The following is a 19,780-nucleotide window of genomic DNA, read 5'->3' as shown; positions in this document are numbered from 1 at the left end:
GTTATTCCTGATTTTTTGCCGTTTTGATACCTTCTCTAAATATTTTATAGCGTTTTTTGAGGTGATTCTATGCTCCATTTAATTTTATAACTAATAAATCGCTATTGGCCCATAAGGCCCATCGATGATTTCTATTTTCGTTTCAAAGATATCTGTCAAAACCTCTGGGTCCATAATCTCTTCTACTGTTCCAAAAGCGGCAATTTGTCCATCTTTCATAGCACACATTCTGTCAGAATATTTGGCTGCAAAATTTATATCATGCATGACAGTCAGAATGGTTCTTCCAAATTCATTAGCAGCATGCCTCAAATGCTCCATCATTTGAACAGAACGAGCAACATCAAGATTGTTGAGAGGCTCGTCCAAAAGTACATATTCTGTCTCTTGGCATAAAACCATTGCTACATATGCCCTTTGCCTTTGACCACCAGAAAGCTCATCTAAATATCTATTTTCTAGATCAGTCAAGTCTAAAAAATCAATATACTTAGAAATAATGGCCTCATCCTCTTTAGTTAATCTTCCCTTTGAATAAGGAAAACGTCCAAATCCAACTAGTTGTCTAATCGTAAGCCTCGTTACAAAATGATTTTCTTGTCGCAAAATGGTCAAAATTTTTGCTAATTCTTTTGATTTAGATCCAGAAACATCCATATTAGCCACCTGAATTTGACCTTCATCCATATCCAAAAGCCTTCCAATCATCAAAAGTGTTGTAGACTTCCCAGCACCATTTGGTCCAATTAAAGAAGTAAGACCAGCTTTTGGTATTTCAATATTCAAAGGTCCTATTTTTACCTTATCAGTATACAGCTTTCTAGCATTATCAATCTTTATCATAAAGCCCTCTTCCTTAAAATTACAATTAAAAATATCAATCCACCAAACAATTCAATAATAACTGAAACGACACCTTGAGCATGAAATATATGATACATAAAAAAGTAAGCACTCGTTATGATCAAAAACCCTATAGCTAGAGCCATTGGAAAAATATATCTGTGGTCATAAGTTTGCGCCGCTTGATAACTCAATATTGCAACTAAAAACCCAAAGAAAGTAAGTGGGCCAACCAAAGCCGTTGAAATTGCCATCAAAACGGATACTAATATAAGAGTATAAATTACGCTAACTTGATGTTTAATTCCAAAAGAAGTAGCGACATCCTTTCCAAGTGACAATACGTTTAATTTCTTAGCATTAGCAAGAAGAAGTAAAGCTACAATGATTACAATCGGAATAACAATAGGAAAATATGCAGAATCGGCATTATTGACAGAACCAAACATTCTTGCCTGTAAAATATCAAACTCTGACGGCGCAAGAAGTCTTCTCATAAAAGATGACACAGAGCCCAGCCCGGTTCCAATAATGATTCCAACTAATAGCATAAGTTGTAAATTTCCATACTTTCCTGAAAGCAACCAGCCATAAAGTATCAAACACATCACGACCATCGCAATCACTTGAATTCCAAATGCTTCAGGACCACTAAAACTTATAAATGCACTAGCACCAAAGAAAAATATTGTACTCGTATGAATGGTTGAGTAAAGGGATTCAAAACCTAAAAGTGAAGGCGTTATAATCCTATTATTCGTAATTGATTGGAAAGCAACGGTCGACAAACTCTGACAAACCGCAACGATGATCATGGCAACAAGAGCTTCTATCCTTCTTCTAACAACTGGGATAAATGAAGGTGAGTCCATTGGAACTGGATTGTTATAAACCAGGAGTCCATATGAAGAAAGGGCGCCCAAAGCAATCAATGTTATCAGCAAAATCCAATAACGTCTTTCTTCTTTCTTAGAACGAAAAGCTCTGGCCGATCTATTTTTATTAGGAGGGCTTGAAGCGATTTCGACATTTGCTTTATTATATTCTATTGCATTCATCTTCATCTAAGCCCCCCTTGTTTTCTTTTTTTCAATAAAATAATAATAAATATGACTGCCCCCACGGTTCCAAGTATTAAGGAAACAGGTACTTCAAAAGGCATGATAATTGTTCGAGAAATAATGTCACAAACAGTTATAGTACCCATTCCGATCACACATACCCACGGCAAATTCCCCCTGAGATCATCACCTCTAAACATGGAAACAATATTGGGTACAATTAAACCTAAAAAAGGTAAGTTTCCAATAACAGCTGCAACAATTCCAACTGCCAAAGAAATAAGACCAGTACCAAAAAGAACGATCCTATTGTAATTCACTCCAAGACTTGTTGCGACATCTTCCCCTAGCCCAGCCAAAGTCAATCTATTAGCATAAATGAAAATAAGAAAAGTAACGACAACTATTAGCCATAAATATTCATATCTTCCAATTTGAACTGGTGCAAAAGAACCTACAAACCACGTTTCAATATTTTGCGTCACTTGAAAAACGAGTCCAATAAAAGTGGAAATGGCAGAAATGACTGCTCCAAGCATTAATCCAATGATTGGGACGATCAAAGACGAACGAAGTTTTACTCTTCTTAAAAATAAAAAGAAAATCATCGTTCCTATAAAAGAAAAAATGATTGCACCCGTCATTCTTAAAACTAAAGTGGGTGCAGGAAATAATAAATAAACAAGAAGAAGTCCCAAACCTGACCATTCAATCGTCCCTGTTGTGGTAGGTTCAACCAGACGATTCTGTGTAATAAGTTGCATTACGAGTCCGGCCATTGACATCGCAGCACCCGTAAGCATCAGTGCAGCTGTTCTTGGAACACGAGTTATGAAAAACATATCCATTCCATCCTCTTGTCCGCGTATATCATAAACTCCAGTGAATAGTGATACAAAGCCTAAAATAATAACAATTAGAATCGCTAATATAAAAGGTTTTGTCCATATCTTGTTGTGGTTATAAAGCAAGGGTTGGGAACCTCCCCCAACCCTTGCATTTTGTTGCATTGTCTTTTTCGGCACTATACTATACTCCTTTAGACTACTTAGCTAAAGTATTGGCAAGGTTTTTAAATAATTCTATAAAAGTTTGGATTGATTCATTTGTGTAAGTATCATCTGGTGCATAAACGATCTGTCCTTTAGAAACAGCCGTTACGTTTTTAAGGGCAGGTGAATTATCAATAACATCCTGAGCAGGAACAGCATCCGTTGTAGAAGATACTGCAGCATCACGATCTAGTACGAAAATCCAATCTGGATTACTTTTTACAATAGCTTCAACCGAAATTTCATCACCTTTATGATCTGAAGTAGCATTTTCAATTTCTAATGCTGGTTTCCATCCAAAAATATCATACATCGGTCCCCAAACACGTCCAAAATGAGGAGCTGAAAAGCCAATATTCCCAGCAGCAACTTCTACACTCATTACTGTATCTTTTCCGTTATAGGCAGATTTAGCATCTTTGATAGATTGATCAAATTCAGCTACCAATTGTTTAGCTTCCTCATTTTTATCAAAAATTTGGCCCAAAGAAGTTGTAGCCTCTTTAAGTCCATTCACTAAATTTTCTCCAGGCGTTTTAGCTTCCTCAGATACATCAACATTAAGATCAATTACGGCAGCATTTGGCACTAATTTTTTTATCTCTTCATAATAGCTAGCAAATCTTTGACCGACAATTACAAGTTCAGGATCTGCCGCTGCTATGATTTCAAGATTTGGTTCACGGTGATTTCCAACATTTTTTACTGACTCATCCTTTACATATGATGAATCCGCTGGCATGACATCCTTTGGAACAGCCGCTAATTCAATGCCCCAATTAGCTAAAGTTTCAAAGGTTCTATTATCCAAAGCAACTACATTCTTTGGATTTACAGGAACAGTAACAGTTCCATGAGCATCAGTGATTTCAACCGTCGAAGGTTCAGTAGAATCTTTTTCTTTCCCTTTAGTTTCAGTTTTACCATTTTCATTACTTGAATTTGAGCAAGCTGCCAACATCAAAAGAAACATGGCTAAAATAACAGTCCATTTAAATTTTCTCATTTCCACACTCTCTCCTCATATAAGCTTTACAAACAAACAGATTGTTGAATTGATGAAATTATTATCTATGCTGTATATTTGTATACGATTTAAATACTATTTATCTCATTTAGTGCACAGCTATAGTAATTATCAATTCCAACTTTTTAAAATATTATTTTGGAAGTTCACGTCAAAATATGATTTGACAACAAAAAATCTCCTTTAGAATCAAAGGGAAAAACGGTATAAAATTGATTAAACTAGGCCGCTTTATTAAAATCTACACTTTTGTAAAATTATCCATATACAATATAGTGTCGCGCTGCATAGATATTCACTTCGCAACCCGTTTAATCCTCTTCTTCTTTTTCTTTTGATATAACTCTGTTGGCTTTGGAGTTGTAATGCTAAATTTTGTTCCGTTTGTCCTCCGCAAGCAATCAACGAAGTCGTAGTGATTACGTATAAAAGTGGTGCGATAAATGATTATTTTTCTTACCCCAGTATGCTTTCCTCCTAAAATAATGTACTTCATTCAAAATAAAATGATTAAGATGATTAAGTAAATTGAAAATAGTTCTTCATAGCCTCCAATTAATATTGATAATCATTTTCGTTTGAACGTTATATGAATAAGTATAGTTTTATGTTCTGTGAAAATATTGTGAATGAAGCAATCTGTAAAATCCGGGCATTATACTTCCTTTAATTTACTTATTAGAAAATAAACCCCATTTTACCTAATGCCTTTTCAAGCATAAAAAAACACGAAAAAAACAGGATGGATATCCCGGTTGTTACTCGTGTTATTTCCATATTTAATTTACGATGATAATAGATCTTTTCTATCACTAAAGCATTGTATAGCATCTATAATTAAGGAGAAATCCCATTGTAACTAGGCAGTTTGTAAGAAAATATTTCCATAAGACCGAAAAGTTGAACAAAAAAGATATCCTTAAATTTAATTGGGACAAATGCTACTTTTCTTATATACGTTGCACTTGTAAATAATAACTTCAATAGTGAAATTCCAAGGCTAGGTGCATCAAGCGTATCAGTTGTATTTAGAGATACTAATTTTTACGGCTTAAACTCACATAATTTGACCTGCGCGTGCAAGTATGGTGGCTATGAGTCTTGTAACCGGCTAAAGGAATACTAGTGTCACTTCCTACCAGAACAGCATGTAGAATACTACTTACTCCAACAACAAGAGATAAAAGAGAACTAGTTACCAAGTCAATTACAAGATATTTTTCTTTCATGTCACCCCTCTACCTTTATTCGGCAACCTTCTGTTTTACAAAGCAGGAGAAAAGTATTGTTTTCCACACGAATATCGGAAGCTTTATTTTACAGGAATTTATGTATTAAGGTCACAATGATCTAAAAACAAAGGTTAATTTTCTTACTTATTGATGTTTACGATTCAAGCATTGTATAGCCTCGGCCATGTACTGTTTGAATGTATCTAGCATTCTTTTTGCATTGAAGCTTTTTTCTTAAATAGCCGATATATAAATCCAACACATTGGGATTCACTGCCACGTCATAGCCCCAAACTTGGTTCAGTAGCATTTCCCGACTAACGATTTTATTTTTGTTTTTGATTAGTGTCACCAATAAATCATACTCCCGATTGGTTAGTTGAAGAACATTTCCTCCTTTCTCCACTAAATTACGAGATTCATCTACCAAAATATCTTTAAAACTAAAACAAAAAGCGTTACGAGATCGAATTGTCCCTGTCCTTCTCAAAATTACATTCACCCTTGCAACTAACTCTTCTTTCGCGAAAGGTTTTCTGATATAATCATCCGCTCCATTCTTCAATCCTTCTATGCAATCATCAATGGATACTTGATCAGTCACTATTATTATGGGTGTAGTTTTAAAAGCTCGTATTTTCCTGCAAATTTCCGGACCAGAAATACTAAGTGAATCCCAGTCCAATATAATTAGATCCCAATTTCGTTCAAACACCACACTTAAGCCTTTTGGCTCGTTATGAAGTGTTACCGAGAAACAGTCAGCTTGTTTAAGACCGCTGACAATTTTTTTAACTAAGGACCGCTCATTCTTAATTACCAATACTTGCTTCACCTTTATTTCACCTCTATGCTCATTTTTTCTCTATGATACTTTATGGGTGTATAACATATCCTTCGAACTAATTAACTAAGATTGGATTTAGCGAAAAAAAAAAGCCATAATTCTAAAATACCATTAATTAAAAATATATATACTATACTACCAATTTTTTTTATTGTTCTTGTAGTTAAAAAAATACATTTCCATAATTCAATTTGTTGAGTTTTATTAAATGACCCTTGTTCCGTTGAAACCCGCACTCCTATGTTTGCACAAGTGCTATCATTTCTTCTGCTTTCCAGCAATCATATGCATCAGTCAAAGCAATTTTTTTCATCCTGACAAGCCCGTTCTTACTCCTTTATCTTTACCTCATTCAGGATCAACCTTGGCTTGACTATTCAGCACTGGGAAATAAAATGGCTATGGACAATGCGAAAGAAATATTTTCTAAATAATTAATAGAGAAATGTGTACGTATATCAGAATAGACGTTTAATATTCATCTGTCCTCTATGATATTGAAAATATAAATTAAGAGCCTCGATTTCAGAATTGAAATCGAGGCTTTTTTTAAGCCATATGAACCCTGGCCTGCTGTAGCAAAGCAGTACCAGTAAAATCACTTAGCTCTTCTACTTCATTTACTATTCTAGCTACAGAGATTTTACTTTCATCAGCACTGGCATGAATTTTCCGTGTTGATAAAAGTGAATGCCTTCCCCTCATTTTTATTCGTAAAAAAATTTACGCACCTAGAGCTTGTCTCTTGCGAAAATCTTCTATATAACCTATTTTAGACGTATTTGAGTTAAGCTCTTTAACTCATAAAATCAATACTTGGGCGTCCTGCCTCTACATACATCTCTTTCACTAAGTCATAAATGAACGAGATGTGAATGACAGCCTCCATTTTACGAATCAAATGATTCGATGACACCCATTGATCTAACGCAATCATTTCGTTTAGAAAGCATCCTCAACACCTCAAGGTTTTTTATACTTCTATTTTGAAACTAAAATGACTCTAGGCAAAAGTGTTCTATCTAAAAGGTAAAACAAAGTTGATTGGTGCGGGTGTTCGAGAATCCTGCGGCAAATGCGAGTCACGGAAGACCACACAGGCTGAAAACCGAGAAGCTCCCTACCACCTCTGGATAATCGAGTCCCTCTCGGATTAATCAACGTCAAAATAGTACAACTAATAAAAATAGACAAATTCGATTTTCATCGAGTTTGTCTACATTCTGAGTCGAGGAACTTAATGTTTTACCACTTTAGTCGTTGCCTTGGAACTGATATTCCCTGCCTTATCTCTTGCAGTTACAGAAAGTGTGGTCCCTTTTTTCTGTGCTTTGATCTTGACCGAGTAGGTACCTTTAGAATTTGCTTTAGCTGAACCGAGGGTTTTGCTTCCTGCCTTCACAGTTACAGTTGAACTGGCTTCTGCTTTCCCGGTAACAACCTTATCATTGTCATCTACTTTCTTTATTGTCGGCTTGCTTGGTGCGATGACATCAGCAACAGTTACCGATGCACTTGAACTTACATTCCCTGCGCTATCTTTGGCAGTAATGGACAATTTCGTCCCAGCTTTTTGAACGGCGATATTTACAGAGAATGTCCCTTTGGATGTTGCTTTTGCAGAGCCTAACACTTTACTCCCATTTTTTACAATGACAGTAGAACTGGCCTCTGATTTTCCAGTCACTACTTTGTCGTTGTTGTCAACTTTATTAACAGTTGGCTTAGACGGTTCAACATCGTCCACAAATCCAGTTGCTATAGCATACATGTCATCTTCTGTATTGTCGTCAATGTCGTATTCATAATCCTGGTCGTAAACGCCTATGTAGTATGTGCCCTTTTTGACATCATACGCTCTCAATTCAACGTCATCTTCGTATTCACTTCCTAAATACTCCAAGTTACTATTATCTACATAATTTTTTTGTACGGCTGCGAACCCTAGGTCAATGGCATATGAGGAAGCTGATCCTGCTACTAACAAAACTCCATCGCTAGGAACGACCACTTTGGAAAAGTCTACATCATATAGAGGAAGTAATTGACCGATTGTCACTTTTTTAAAAGAAGAATTATTTGCTGAGTCAAAATCGTCATTGTACTCGATTTCATAAATATAGTCTTCATCACTGGAAGATCTGCTCATTTTCCTAAAGCCTTTAACGGAGTTCGCTTGTGAACCTGTTACTTCTTTTTTAATTTGATTAAACGTCTTTGAATCAATGAATCTTTTTTTAAGTGGTTTTTCATTTTGACTTTCTAGAGCATTTCTTGCCAACTCGTTTTCGTTTCCTTCTGCCTTAACAACACCTACAGACAATGACGAAGCAAATAGACCTACCGCAACCAACGACAAAACACCTTTATTACGCACAAACACTCCTCCTGTATTCGTTATAAAGAACCATGCATTTCACTTATACTAATACAAAAGCACCTTAATTACCATAAGTTTCTATCTGGATATTTTGACAATTTCCTAAAATATATTAGTTCATCCGTATTTTTACGTGTTATTTCACACCTCGACTTAAAACCCGGCTACCTTCACAGGCAGCAGGGTTTCTTAATACAACTATTGGGAGCCGGCTAGTAAAAAGCACTCACTAGTTAGAAGAACATTTATAATTCCTTTGTCATAAATACGCTATTTGGGTCCTCGATGTAATTTGAAAATGGCTTACAATATTGGAATCCGATACTTGCGTAAAGCCTTTTTGCTGGTTCGAAAGCATCCATCGATCCCGTTTCCAAACTTAAGCGCCGGTAGCCGCGTTGCTTGGCTACTTCAATTATGTATTCCAGTAGCTGTTTTGCAACACCCTTTCTTAAATGTGATGAAGATGTTCGCATTGATTTTATCTCCCCATGTTGACGATCAATTTCTTTAAGTGCCCCGCATCCAACTAATTGATCTCCCTCCCAAACGCTCCAGAATGTAATCTCTGGTTTTCTCAATGCCTCAAGATTTAGTGCATGTATACTTTCTGGAGGGGAATGCAGGGTCATACCATGAAGATGCTCGCTCACCAGTGCAATCACTTCAGATCCAGTCAAATCATCTATTTTAATTTCCATAAAAATCGCCTCCCTATTCCTTATGATGAAAATGGTGCCCTCACTCATTACTTTAACGCATTTCGGTTGCTTATTGATGAGAAGCACATGAACACTTCTTACCTTCCCCTTTCTTATCCGCGTACTTATTGAGGATATTGCCGAGGGTACTTGGATGTAGTGGACAAGCCGATATGTAATATGGACCTATTAGAAAAAAGACCTCAACATCATTGTTGAGACCCTGATTCCAAGCGCGTTTTTGATAGGTTATTTAGTTGGATGTATGCTATCTGCAATGACCACTCCGTGATTAAATGTAGCAGCTTGCTTTTGCTCACTCTCCTGAATCGAGTTCAAAGGTAAATGAGGGAATAATAATTCGGCTACTCGATAGGCTTCTTCCAGATGCGGATACCCAGATAAAATGAAGGTATCGATGCCAATGGCTTGGTATTCTTTGAGGCGTTCGGCCACCGTTATCGGGTCACCGACTAACGCCGTCCCAGCACCCGCACGTACTAGACCGACACCCGCCCACAAGTTAGGGCTGATTTCCAGATTGTCTTTACTTCCACTGGAAAGAGCCAGCATACGACGTTGCCCCTCTGAAACATGTTTACTCAATTCCTTTTGTGCAGATTCAATTGTCTCGTCATCCACATATTTAATTAATTCATTGGCTGCTTGCCAAGCTTCTTCTTCCGTTTCACGAACAATGACATGTAAACGAATGCCGAAGGTGAGGGTACGTCCTTCTTTTTCAGCCAGAGCTCTTACTCTATTGATTTTTTCTTTTACTGCATCAACGGGTTCCCCCCATGTTAAATACACATCACAGTGTTTTGCGGCTACAGAAAGAGCTTTCTCTGAGGAGCCGCCAAAATAGATAGGAGGGTGAGGCGCTTGAACCGGTGGGAAAATTAGACGGCCGCCATCAATATGTAAGTGTTTTCCTTCATATTCAACTTCTTCCTCTGCCAATAGGGAGCGCCATACGTCTAAAAATTCATTTGTCAGTTCATACCGTTCATCATGGTCAACCGTAATACCATCGCCAACTTGCTCTGCGGGATTACTTCCTGAAACGACATTGATTAAGAGACGTCCACCTGATAATCTATCGAATGTTGACGTCATACGGGCTGCGACGGACGGCAGCATTAGTCCTGGACGAAGAGCTACGAGAAATTTCATGCGTGAAGTGACGGATAATAACGAAGATGCCGTTACCCATGCATCTTCACAAGATCGTCCAGTTGGTAGTAAAGCTCCCTGATATCCTAGAGAGTCAATGGCTTGCGCAAGCTGTTTCATGTAATTGAAATCCACATCACGCCCGCCTTTTGATGTCCCTAAATAGCGGCTGTCCCCGCCTGTTGGAATAAACCAAAACACATTCATTTTATCTTCCTCCTGTACTGAAATAATCCACCGGTCGTTTCCTCTTGCGTTCCTTTGGAAACATTAGAATTGCAATTGTATAATCCAATCACATTATACACTAATCTGATAGCCATTCAAGGAATAAAGAGTGTGAATATAGTAAATTATCAAATTTTTTAGAATTAATAATTTAATAAACCCTTGCATTTCAATAGGATTAATGCAATTATTATAAAATGAACTTCCGATTGGACAACCAAAGGGTTCTTTATTCTGTTGCAAAAATAGAAGGAAAAAGAAAATCCAAACAGTCTAAGGAGAGAAGTTATGGCACAACCAGTAGTTAATGATTCGGGGATACAATCGGTCAATACATCTAAACAGCTAAAACTTAAGGAGAAAATCGCTTACGGATTAGGAGATGTAGGTAATAATTTCTTGTTTGATCTAGGTCAGATATACTTGCTCAAGTTTTATACGGACTCATTGGGTTTGTCTTCTGCAACAGCTGGTCTAGTTTTTTTGATAACGAAGATTTGGGATGCATTCGCGGATATTACAGTAGGCACTTGGATTGATAACAGAAAGAATATTGGGCCTAAGGGTAAGTTTCGGCCATTCATCTTGTATGCTGCGATTCCACTTGCTTTAATAACGATTGTCAGTTTTACTAACCCGGATTTCTCGCTGACAGGAAAAACTATCTGGGCATTTGTAACCTACATGGCGTTCGGAACCATTTACAGCATCTCGAATATTCCTTATGGATCAATGGTGCCTGCCATGACGAAAGATCCCGTGGAAAGGGCGGAATTGGCGTCATTTAGGCAAGCAGGTTCAAATTTAGGACTTCTAATTACGACTGTAGGGTTTATGCCCATTGTATTAATGTTCAATAACGAATCTACTGGTTATGTAGTGGCTGTATCCGTTTTTGCCTTCTTAGGTGTCTTATTACAAATCTACGGTTATGTCCATGTAAAAGAAAGATATGTGCACGAAAAACCAAAGGAAACAAAGGTGAAATTGATTGACAGTTACAAAGGATTATTTAAAAATACTCCTTTACTTGTTCTGTGCTTAGTAAATTTATTTACCTTTTCAGCTTTTAATGTCAAACTTGCTGTTCAGGTATATTTTTGTCAGTATGTATTGAAGAACGTTTCCATTGTACCTTATATGGGTTTTTTTAGTATTGGCTGCGTGTTCATAGGCGTCGCACTCGTCCCTTTCATGGTCAAAAAAGTTGGTAAGAAGCTTACATATATATTAGGTTGTGCCATATGGGCTGTAGGAGACATTTCAGCTTATATTTTTGCAGATAACGCCGTGATTTTCATTATCCTGGCCTGCTTTGCTTTCTTTGGAAGTTCATTTGTTAACAGCTTAAACTGGGCTTTAGTTTCTGATGCTGTCGAATATGGAGAATGGAAAACCGGTAACCGATCCGAGGGCGTTGTTTATTCGTTCTTCACCTTCTGTCGGAAGCTTTCTCAAGCCATTGCAGGTTTTGTTCCGGGGCTTGTATTAGGGCTGGTTGGTTATGTGCCAAATGCGGTTCAATCTGCAAATGTACAGCAAAGTATTAGAGGATTGATGTTTATCTATCCAAGCACTCTGGCCATTGCTACCATTGCAGTTATCGCAATATTCTATAAACTATCGGATGAAAAATACAATAGGATCATTAAAGATCTTAGTGACCGTAAGAATGTTTCCATGTAGTTATTTTCCATAAAGTCGATAACCAATATGTGCACAGCATGGATAAAAGAGGTGAAAAAAATTCGTGGACGTACCTTTTCCTCACCTTTTCCCCCAAAATCGTCCAGTGCAAAAGCTTCCATTCACTTATGAATAATCTTCAACCTTGGATTGGATATACTTATACCATTCATTCCTAAACAAAATTTTAGGCCACGGTACGATGAGCGCCTTGGCTTTTTCCTTTGTTCCATTCTCTGTATCAAACATACGAGAATTCGCCCGCCTATTATGTCTATGTCGGCTTAATAACGATCCAGCGGTTCACCTAAACAATCCAGATCTCTAGTGACGCTTATGATAATTTCGTAATTTCCTCCGTTTATCCTTTTAACCTCTTGAACCTCTTGAACCTCCACGATATCATGCTCATATTCCTTGCTATAATCGCACATTTCATGTAAATGAGATTGAAGGTTAAAATTCCGCCTGTTTTTAATCTTCAATTTAATCGATAGTTGATTCGTTTGTAAATTCATTGCTACCCATCCCCTATATGAATGTCTTGTATAGTTTCTTTCTTTCCATTTTCAATATTGAGTTCCAGTTCGGCTTTCTGGCGCAAATGATGACGGAAATGCATGCCGACCAACTCATACCATTCCTGCGCATTCAGCCAGCCGAAGCCCCCATGCTTCACTTTGAGGTTTGGGTTTATCGCCCCCACCTTCATTTTCCATTCCTGCAATCTGTTCATTACATGATCCAGCCTTGTTGTAAGCTTTTCCATACTATCTTGATTATTGGGCGGGGCATTCATTTCATCCGGTAACTTGATCTTAATCGGAGGAAAGCCGCCATTTTGATATAATTGCTTACCAAATTCCGTTTTCCCGAGCGATTGCTCCTCTTCCGCTTTCGCACAAAGTTCAACGTTATCAAGATACTCATGGGCAACGGCTATTAAATGGTCATACATTTGACAGATGGACCATACTCCCTTTGCGGAAATATATTGCAGTTGCTCGATGGAATAGTTTTGCACATCACTTTTGTAGGCTTCTATCATTTCCCATGCTCCCAAACCACTCTCCCCTTTCACCTATAATTTACGGATCATGTTTCACTCGCCATTTCAAGATTAACACAATTATCCATTTCCAGGCTGATTTCATGAAGCAGCTTTAACATTTCTTGACTCCTTTTCACGGCATTATATAATATTTGTCCGTTTACAAGTGACAAACTTATGGAATCTTCTTGTGCTATGCGATGGGCAAGCTTGCTAGAATGATTATATGAAAACGGATTCATGTTACACTCCATTACCTATGTGTAACCAATTCAAAAATATTAGGAGGAAAGAAAATGAGAGCATTAGTGATTGAAGAGCCTTATAAAGCAGTCGTGAAGGAGGTTCCTTACCCTGCACCGCAGTCAGGCGAAATAACGATCAAAGTGAAGCATACCGGGATATGCGGCACAGATATCCATATTTATAAAGGGGAATTTTTGTCTCCCTATCCGATCATTCCTGGACATGAATTTTCTGGTGTCATTCATGAGGTCGGAGAAAATGTAAACGGCTTTCATGTAGGTGAACGCGTAACCGCTGACCCTTCTTTATTTTGCGGCGAATGTGAATATTGCTTAACACATCGCGGTAATCAGTGTGAAAATTGGGGCGCCCTCGGAAATACGACTGATGGCAGCATGGCTGAATATGTAAAGGTCCCGGCACGAAACGTCGTCAAATTACCCGACTCCCTTTCATTTGAAGAAGCTGCATTCATCGAGCCGATGGCTTGTGTCGTTCATGCCATGAATCGGCTGGATCTTCAGGTAGGTGAACGCGTTTTATTATTCGGTGCAGGTGCCATGGGTCAACAGTTGATTCAATCTTTAAAAATGGCCGGTGCATCAGAGCTTGTCGTTGTCGACCTTGATCAGGCAAAATTGGAGATGGGACTCGCTTGGGGAGCAACGAAAGGTGTACTCAGCCAAGATATTGAAGCAGAGCTTTCTAAAGAAAACTACCCGCATGGGTTTGATGTCGTTGTTGATGCTACTGGAATTCCTTCCGTCATCGAACGTGCATTTGACTATATCGGAAAAACCGGGAAATATCTTCAGTTTGGCGTGACTGCACAAGACGTCAAGATTACGCTGGATCCATTTAAATTATATAATAATGATTGGACTGTATTAGGTTCCATGGCGATTAACTATACCTTCATTCCTGCTTTCCATTGGGTGAAAGAAGGTCGAATTCAATTAAAGCCTCTCATTTCCGATCAGCTGTCGCTTGAGGAAACGATTGATTATTTACAAGGAAACCGCAACAGCAGTCAATTCAAAGTCCAAGTAGATATCGAAAAATAAAAACATGCCGGTCTTTCCATCGTTTGGGCCGCTCTTTATCTGCCCAAACGATGCCGATCGGTTTTTTACTAAAAAACGGAAAGGAAAAAAGTGATGAACCAGACATTTTTATTAGGAATAGATATTGGTACGCAAGGAGCAAAGGCTGTGGTGATCGATGATATGGGACACGTCGTCTCTTCCGCCAATGTGTCTTATTCATTTGAAAGCCCCCAGCCTGGCTGGTGTGAGCAATCCCCCTCCCTTTGGTGGGAGTCCGTCATATCCTGCTTACATAGCTTATGGAAAAACGGCGTTGATCCCACAGCCATCCGAGCGATTGGAACCACCGGGCAAATGCACAGCCTGGTCATTTTAGATGAACGGAAGCAGCCCATCCGGCCAGCCATTTTGTGGAATGATGGAAGAACCTTGAAAGAGTGCAGCGAAATGGAAGAAATCGTCGGATCTGATTATTTATTCAACACGACGAGAAACCCGATTTTACCTGGTTTTACTGCGCCAAAGCTTTTATGGCTTAAAAAAAATGAGCCCGAGCATTATTCTCGAATCAAGAAGGTTTTGATGCCAAAAGATTATATCGTTTACGAATTGACCGGAGAATTTTCAGCGGATGTGACTGATGCAAGCGGGACATGTTTGCTGAATGTCCCCGATAGGGAATGGGCTTGGGATGTTATCGATGAGCTTGGATTTTCCAGGGATTGGTTTCCTCCTGTGTCGGAGAGTCAGGAAGTGGTTGGATCGCTTTCCGAAACAGCTGCACAGATTACGGGACTGCCCATCGGAATACCGGTGATAGCCGGGGCTGGTGACAACGCAGCCGCTGCCCTTGGAAATGGAATCATTATGGAAGGAACAGGAAGCATCAGCATTGGAACCTCAGGGACCGTTTTCATTCCTCTGAAGGAACTGCCCGATTTAGCTAGGGATCAAGCGAGCACCTTACACCTGTTTTGTCATTGCCTGCCTGGAATGTGGCATGCGATGGGTACCACATTATCTGCAGGGATGTCATTAAGATGGCTGCGAGATGCCTTTGAAAAGCAAAACTATGATGACTTACTCGAAGGGGTCGATCAAGTCGAAGCTGGTGCAGGAGGTTTATTATTCCTCCCCTATTTGAATGGCGAACGATCACCTTTGAATAATCCAGCAGCAAAAGGCGTTTTTTTCGGTTTATCATACGAACATCATCGCAAAAGCATGGCGCGTGCCGTGATAGAAGGCGTTTGTTATAGTTTAAGAGACGTATTGGATATGATGGAGAAAGCTGAAATCGAGGTGGCTGATTGGACCGTCACTGGCGGCGCCATTAAAAACCCCATCTGGACAAAAGTTCTTGCTGACGTATTTCAGCAGCATCTTCATGTTCATGAGGAACGTGAAGGTCCTGCTTATGGTGCCTCCATACTGGCTGGACTTGGTAACGGAGTATGGAAGGCGGTTGCCGATTTGCCCATGCTTGATCAGAAAGCTAATAGAATTGAGTTCAATCGAGAAAACCAACCTGTTTATGACGCCCAATTTGCTCGCTATCAATCCATTGCCCAAGCGATGAATCCTTTGTTTTAATACATAACAAGTTGAAAAGCTTGATGAGAAATGAGGTGTAACGGTTGGCAAAGAATGCGCCAATATTCATTAGCAGCCGCCAAAAGATGATAATCGACCGTCTGCTTGAAAACGACTTTCCGGTTTTGCCAAAAGAAATGGCTGAGGATCTCGATATCAGTTTACGCACCTGCCAGCGTGAAATAGCCCAGATAAAACCTATTGTACGGTCATTTGGCCTGAAAATCATGAAACAGTTCCGAAGCGGCATATGCTTGGTTGGTGATCAGGCATTCAAAGAGGTTCTGGCAGAGGAACTAAAGAAGGCCCATCAATCCACCTCCTTTTCTCCTAAAGATAGGCAGCTCGGAATGATTTGTGACCTGTTAAGGGATCAAACACCAACCAAAATGTTCGTTTTCAGCCAAAAATACCATGTAACGGAAGCGACGATCGGCCATGATCTGCAGGAGCTTGAAGAATGGTTGAACCAATTTGATTTGATATTGGTCCGAAAACCGGGTCTTGGCGTTTTCGTTTCAGGGGAAGACAAGCATTTAAGGGCGGCCATTACTGCGGTGGTAAATAATCAAACACTTCCAGAGGATTGGCTGGTCGTGTTTGATTTATTGAAATTAGGAAAAAAAGAAGATTGGCAGATTGAAAAATATATCCCATCCATGTATTTGGACCTGCTGGATTTGGATATTCTTCATGCTGTCGGAAAAGTGCTTACCGAGGCTGCTGAACGAAATCCTCCCTTGTTTTTAAATGAACGGGACAGGATTGGTGTTTCCCTTCATTTAGCCCTTGCAGTCGAACGCCACAAGGATAAAAACAATGATCATGTGGAGGCTGACCGTAAGCTGATCGAATTGTACCCTTCCTCTTATTTTATAGCAGAAAGATTGTATGAGTTACTGGATATCCGGCTTCCGGAAGAGGAAATGAACTATTTGATTCTTCATATATATGGGGTCCAGCCTAACCTGCCAATTGAACAGCTTCAAGAAGAGGAAACCACCCATTTAATCAGGAAATTCATCGAAGGTGTGAAAGATGAGCTAAATCAGCCTTTGACAGACCCAATGTTAAGTGAAGGGCTGCTTAAGCACTTCTACCCTGCACTAAACAGGATACGCAACGGGCTGCCGATCCATAACCCGCTTCTATCCCAAATCCAAAGAGATTATCCAGAAGTCTATGAAGCTAGCCGGAAAAGCGCTGAATCACTTTCGGAATACCTTGGCGTTACCATACCTCCCGCTGAAATCGCTTATATGGCCGTACACGTGGGTGCAGCACTAATAAATCAGCAAAATCTAAAAGGACGGGTCATTGTCGTTTGTGCAAGTGGATTTGGCACCTCCCGCTTGATTGCATCCCGACTTAAGCAAGAAATTCCAGGTATTCAGGTTACAGAGGTATTGTCTCTTAGTGAACTGCCACGATGGCTGGAAAACAACTGGCAAGTGGATGCCATCGTTTCAACGATTCAAATCCCTGCCTTTATGGAAGAACGTCTTGTCGTCGTATCCCCCATTTTAAGTGAGCATGATGTACAAAAAATAAAAGAGAAATTGAAAAAACGACAAAGCAGCAAGCAGATGCAGCGTGCGGACGATCCGCTTTCAGAAGATTCCTCACTTATGGGAATCGCTCGATACGGAGAGGCCTTCGCGCAATTGATGAGCGGACTGTCTTGGGTGGAAGCCAGTCCAACGAATGGAAAGTTTGTTTGGCTTCAGGCCATTATCTCACAATCGCACGTCGTCATCTCCCCAGAAGGGCTGATTGAGGCATTTAAGGAAAGAGAACGGAAAGGAAGCTTTGCAATAGGTCCCATCGGGATTTTGCATAGCCGTACGTCTGATGTCCGGGCTCTTTTCGTCCACATCATTTCTTTGAAGGAAGCGGTGCCATGGCATGCAGAAAATGGTCAGAAGCAATCCGTCGATACTTTATTACTTTTGGCGGCACCGCCTGATGCACCGCGTGAGCATTTTCCGCTTCTAGGGGAGTTGATAAGCGGACTCCTTGATGATGAGCTAGCAGGAGCCATTTCTTCCGGCAACAAGGAATTGGCTCTTAATGCCGTTCGTAATCATTTTGAACAAGCTTACCACGAAAGGATTCTTTCTTATGCAAAAGGAAAACATACATGAACCGCATCGGACGCATATATAGCTCGATCGTTTTTCAAAATATCTCCATCATCATCGCTGCCGGCATTTTGAATATTTTGTTTGGGGAAAATGGTTGGAAGCCTGACGCTGTAATCAGTCAATTCATTGATCCGATATATCGATATGTATTACCACTCATGCTTGCCTATACAGGTGGAAAAATGTTTGGCGGCCATAGCGGAGGCATTGTCGCAAATCTTGCGATGATTGGGTTGATCATGGCTTCGAATATGCCAATGATCATTGGGGCGATAATGTTCAGTCCGCTGATTGGCATGCTGACGGCCTGGATGGAACGGCGAACACAGGACTATATTCCGATTGGCAGTGAACTTCTTGTTGCCAATCTTATTGATGCGATGCTGGGCATTGGTTTAATGTTAGCCGGTTATTACATGGTCGGACCGTTAATGAACGATGTTCTCAAGCACATAAATAACGGGTTGGTTATGCTCGTCGGGTCGGCTTGGCTCCCCTTCTTATCCTTGATCATCGAGCCAGGAAAGGTCATGTTTTTAAATAATCTCATAAACCATGGAATCGTCGCGCCATTTGGCATCCAGCAAGCCCGCGAACTTGGAAAAAGTGTCATCTTTCTTGTGGAAGCGAACCCTGGGCCTGGCTTCGGTATCCTGTTAGCCTATATGATGACTTCAAGCAAGGAAGAGAAGCCCTCCCTCCGAGGAACCGCTGGGATTCAGCTTTTTGGGGGGATTCACGAAGTATACTTTCCGTATATCTTAATGAAGCCGGCCTTGTTTATTGCCGTAATTGCCGGCGGATTCGCAGGCATTTCCTTTTTTCAGCTTTTTGATGTTGGACTCGTATCCGCAGCTTCTCCCGGGAGCATTCTATTGATCTTGTTTCTGGCTCCACAAAAAGATATATTGCTCATTTTGGCTGGAATTGGGATATCGGCTGTGGTATCATGCATTATTGCCCACTTTATTCTTGTGCGATCCTATGTCAAACGTTCCGTAGCGCCAATGGAGTCCCTCACCTTGCCGCTTGCTGAAAAAAATGAACGACCAAGAATCGTGGTACTGGATGAACAGCCTTCTCCGCTATCCACCATTCAACATGTTACGATCTCCTGTGACGGAGGAATGGCATCCAGTGCAATGGGAGCCGCTATCCTAAGACGGAAAATGAAGGAAGCTGGGCTGCCGAATATCGGAATCGAGCACCGCTCCATCGATGATATCCCCATAGGTACTGATTTGATCATTATTCAGAACCATCTAAAAAAGAGGATGAACCAGACGCATCAATCCATTCCGATAATAGGGCTGAATTCATTATCTAACATGCACGAATACGATGATATCGTTTATTTCATTAAAAACAGGAACCAACCAATACTTCGAAAGGATCTGTTTGAATAACATCAGCATGTAGGTAGACTCGATGAAATTCAGTTTATCTACATGTCCAAGTTGAAGGTTG

General features: G+C 39.8%; 17 protein-coding genes and 1 pseudogene. 6 read left to right on the top strand and 12 right to left on the bottom strand.

Going from position 1 to position 19,780, the window contains the following annotated elements; translation table 11 throughout:
- Nucleotides 1-90 precede the first annotated feature (90 nt).
- The 5 genes from ABE28_RS11180 to ABE28_RS11160 all read right to left on the bottom strand — a co-directional run bounded on the left by ABE28_RS11180 (nt 91) and on the right by ABE28_RS11160 (nt 6,050).
- Entirely contained in the window at nt 91-843 is a 753-nt protein-coding gene (locus tag ABE28_RS11180) for an iron ABC transporter ATP-binding protein (protein ID WP_064465137.1), read from the bottom strand.
- A complete protein-coding gene (locus tag ABE28_RS11175; protein ID WP_064465329.1) occupies nt 840-1,901 on the bottom strand; it encodes an iron chelate uptake ABC transporter family permease subunit in 1,062 nt (353 codons plus the stop codon). The genes ABE28_RS11180 and ABE28_RS11175 overlap by 4 nt, the downstream gene beginning before the upstream one ends.
- 2 nt (nt 1,902-1,903) lie before the next feature.
- Nucleotides 1,904-2,914 (bottom strand): ABC transporter permease, encoded by a 1,011-nt coding sequence (locus tag ABE28_RS11170; RefSeq protein ID WP_064465330.1) that lies wholly within the window; start codon nt 2,912-2,914, stop codon nt 1,904-1,906.
- Between the two features lie 34 nt (nt 2,915-2,948).
- Nucleotides 2,949-3,962, bottom strand: a complete 1,014-nt coding sequence (locus tag ABE28_RS11165; protein ID WP_064465138.1) for a siderophore ABC transporter substrate-binding protein — start codon at nt 3,960-3,962, stop codon at nt 2,949-2,951.
- 1,407 nt (nt 3,963-5,369) lie between these two features.
- Nucleotides 5,370-6,050 carry a response regulator transcription factor gene (locus tag ABE28_RS11160; RefSeq protein WP_064465139.1) on the bottom strand — a complete coding sequence of 227 codons (681 nt, stop codon included), beginning with the start codon at nt 6,048-6,050 and terminating at the stop codon, nt 5,370-5,372.
- A gap of 350 nt (nt 6,051-6,400) precedes the next feature.
- On the opposite strand from ABE28_RS11160, the pseudogene ABE28_RS25025 reads away from it, so the two are divergent.
- A pseudogene (locus ABE28_RS25025) lies at nt 6,401-6,496 on the top strand (iron-hydroxamate ABC transporter substrate-binding protein); the annotation flags it as partial.
- A 362-nt stretch (nt 6,497-6,858) separates the two neighbouring features.
- Here the strand turns inward: ABE28_RS25025 and ABE28_RS25020 are convergent.
- The 4 genes from ABE28_RS25020 to ssuD all read right to left on the bottom strand — a co-directional run bounded on the left by ABE28_RS25020 (nt 6,859) and on the right by ssuD (nt 10,526).
- Nucleotides 6,859-6,999, bottom strand: coding sequence for a transposase (locus tag ABE28_RS25020; protein ID WP_156775744.1), 141 nt, complete (start codon nt 6,997-6,999; stop codon nt 6,859-6,861).
- Nucleotides 7,000-7,299: 300 nt separating this feature from the next.
- Entirely contained in the window at nt 7,300-8,439 is a 1,140-nt protein-coding gene (locus ABE28_RS11155; protein WP_064465140.1) for an Ig-like domain-containing protein, read from the bottom strand.
- A gap of 248 nt (nt 8,440-8,687) precedes the next feature.
- Complete coding sequence (locus tag ABE28_RS11150) at nt 8,688-9,143, bottom strand: GNAT family N-acetyltransferase (protein WP_064465141.1); 456 nt, start codon at nt 9,141-9,143, stop codon at nt 8,688-8,690.
- A gap of 249 nt (nt 9,144-9,392) precedes the next feature.
- Nucleotides 9,393-10,526 carry an FMNH2-dependent alkanesulfonate monooxygenase gene (ssuD, locus tag ABE28_RS11145; RefSeq protein WP_064465142.1) on the bottom strand — a complete coding sequence of 378 codons (1,134 nt, stop codon included), beginning with the start codon at nt 10,524-10,526 and terminating at the stop codon, nt 9,393-9,395.
- A gap of 309 nt (nt 10,527-10,835) precedes the next feature.
- Here ssuD and ABE28_RS11140 point away from each other — a divergent pair, with 309 nt between their 5' ends.
- The gene (locus ABE28_RS11140) at nt 10,836-12,233 is read left to right on the top strand and encodes a glycoside-pentoside-hexuronide (GPH):cation symporter (protein WP_064465143.1); all 1,398 of its coding nucleotides are present in this window, start codon (nt 10,836-10,838) and stop codon (nt 12,231-12,233) included.
- 284 nt (nt 12,234-12,517) lie between these two features.
- Here ABE28_RS11140 and ABE28_RS11135 read toward each other — a convergent pair whose 3' ends face one another.
- From ABE28_RS11135 to ABE28_RS11125, 3 genes are read right to left on the bottom strand one after another with little or no spacing between them, the layout of a single operon-like run.
- Nucleotides 12,518-12,751, bottom strand: a complete 234-nt coding sequence (locus tag ABE28_RS11135; protein WP_064465144.1) for a hypothetical protein — start codon at nt 12,749-12,751, stop codon at nt 12,518-12,520.
- A 2-nt stretch (nt 12,752-12,753) separates the two neighbouring features.
- On the bottom strand, nt 12,754-13,296 hold the full coding sequence (locus ABE28_RS11130) for a DinB family protein (protein ID WP_257390776.1): 543 nt from the start codon (nt 13,294-13,296) through the stop codon (nt 12,754-12,756).
- Between the two features lie 32 nt (nt 13,297-13,328).
- Complete coding sequence (locus tag ABE28_RS11125; RefSeq protein WP_064465145.1) at nt 13,329-13,526, bottom strand: hypothetical protein; 198 nt, start codon at nt 13,524-13,526, stop codon at nt 13,329-13,331.
- A 54-nt stretch (nt 13,527-13,580) separates the two neighbouring features.
- Between ABE28_RS11125 and ABE28_RS11120 the strand changes: the two genes are divergently transcribed.
- The 4 genes from ABE28_RS11120 to ABE28_RS11105 all read left to right on the top strand — a co-directional run bounded on the left by ABE28_RS11120 (nt 13,581) and on the right by ABE28_RS11105 (nt 19,719).
- A complete protein-coding gene (locus ABE28_RS11120) occupies nt 13,581-14,594 on the top strand; it encodes a zinc-dependent alcohol dehydrogenase family protein (RefSeq protein WP_064465146.1) in 1,014 nt (337 codons plus the stop codon).
- Between the two features lie 93 nt (nt 14,595-14,687).
- Nucleotides 14,688-16,169: a xylulokinase gene (gene xylB, locus ABE28_RS11115; RefSeq protein ID WP_064465147.1), complete on the top strand. Its 1,482-nt coding sequence runs from the start codon at nt 14,688-14,690 to the stop codon at nt 16,167-16,169.
- Between the two features lie 44 nt (nt 16,170-16,213).
- A complete protein-coding gene (locus ABE28_RS11110; protein WP_064465148.1) occupies nt 16,214-18,313 on the top strand; it encodes a BglG family transcription antiterminator in 2,100 nt (699 codons plus the stop codon).
- On the top strand, nt 18,310-19,719 hold the full coding sequence (locus tag ABE28_RS11105) for a PTS transporter subunit EIIC (protein ID WP_064465149.1): 1,410 nt from the start codon (nt 18,310-18,312) through the stop codon (nt 19,717-19,719). Before ABE28_RS11110 ends, ABE28_RS11105 begins: the two co-directional genes overlap by 4 nt.
- Nucleotides 19,720-19,780 lie beyond the last annotated feature (61 nt).

This window comes from Peribacillus muralis (assembly GCF_001645685.2).
Taxonomy (GTDB): domain Bacteria; phylum Bacillota; class Bacilli; order Bacillales; family DSM-1321; genus Peribacillus; species Peribacillus muralis_A.
The sequence above is the reverse complement of the archived record's forward strand: the minus strand, read 5'-3'. Positions and strand labels throughout refer to the sequence as shown.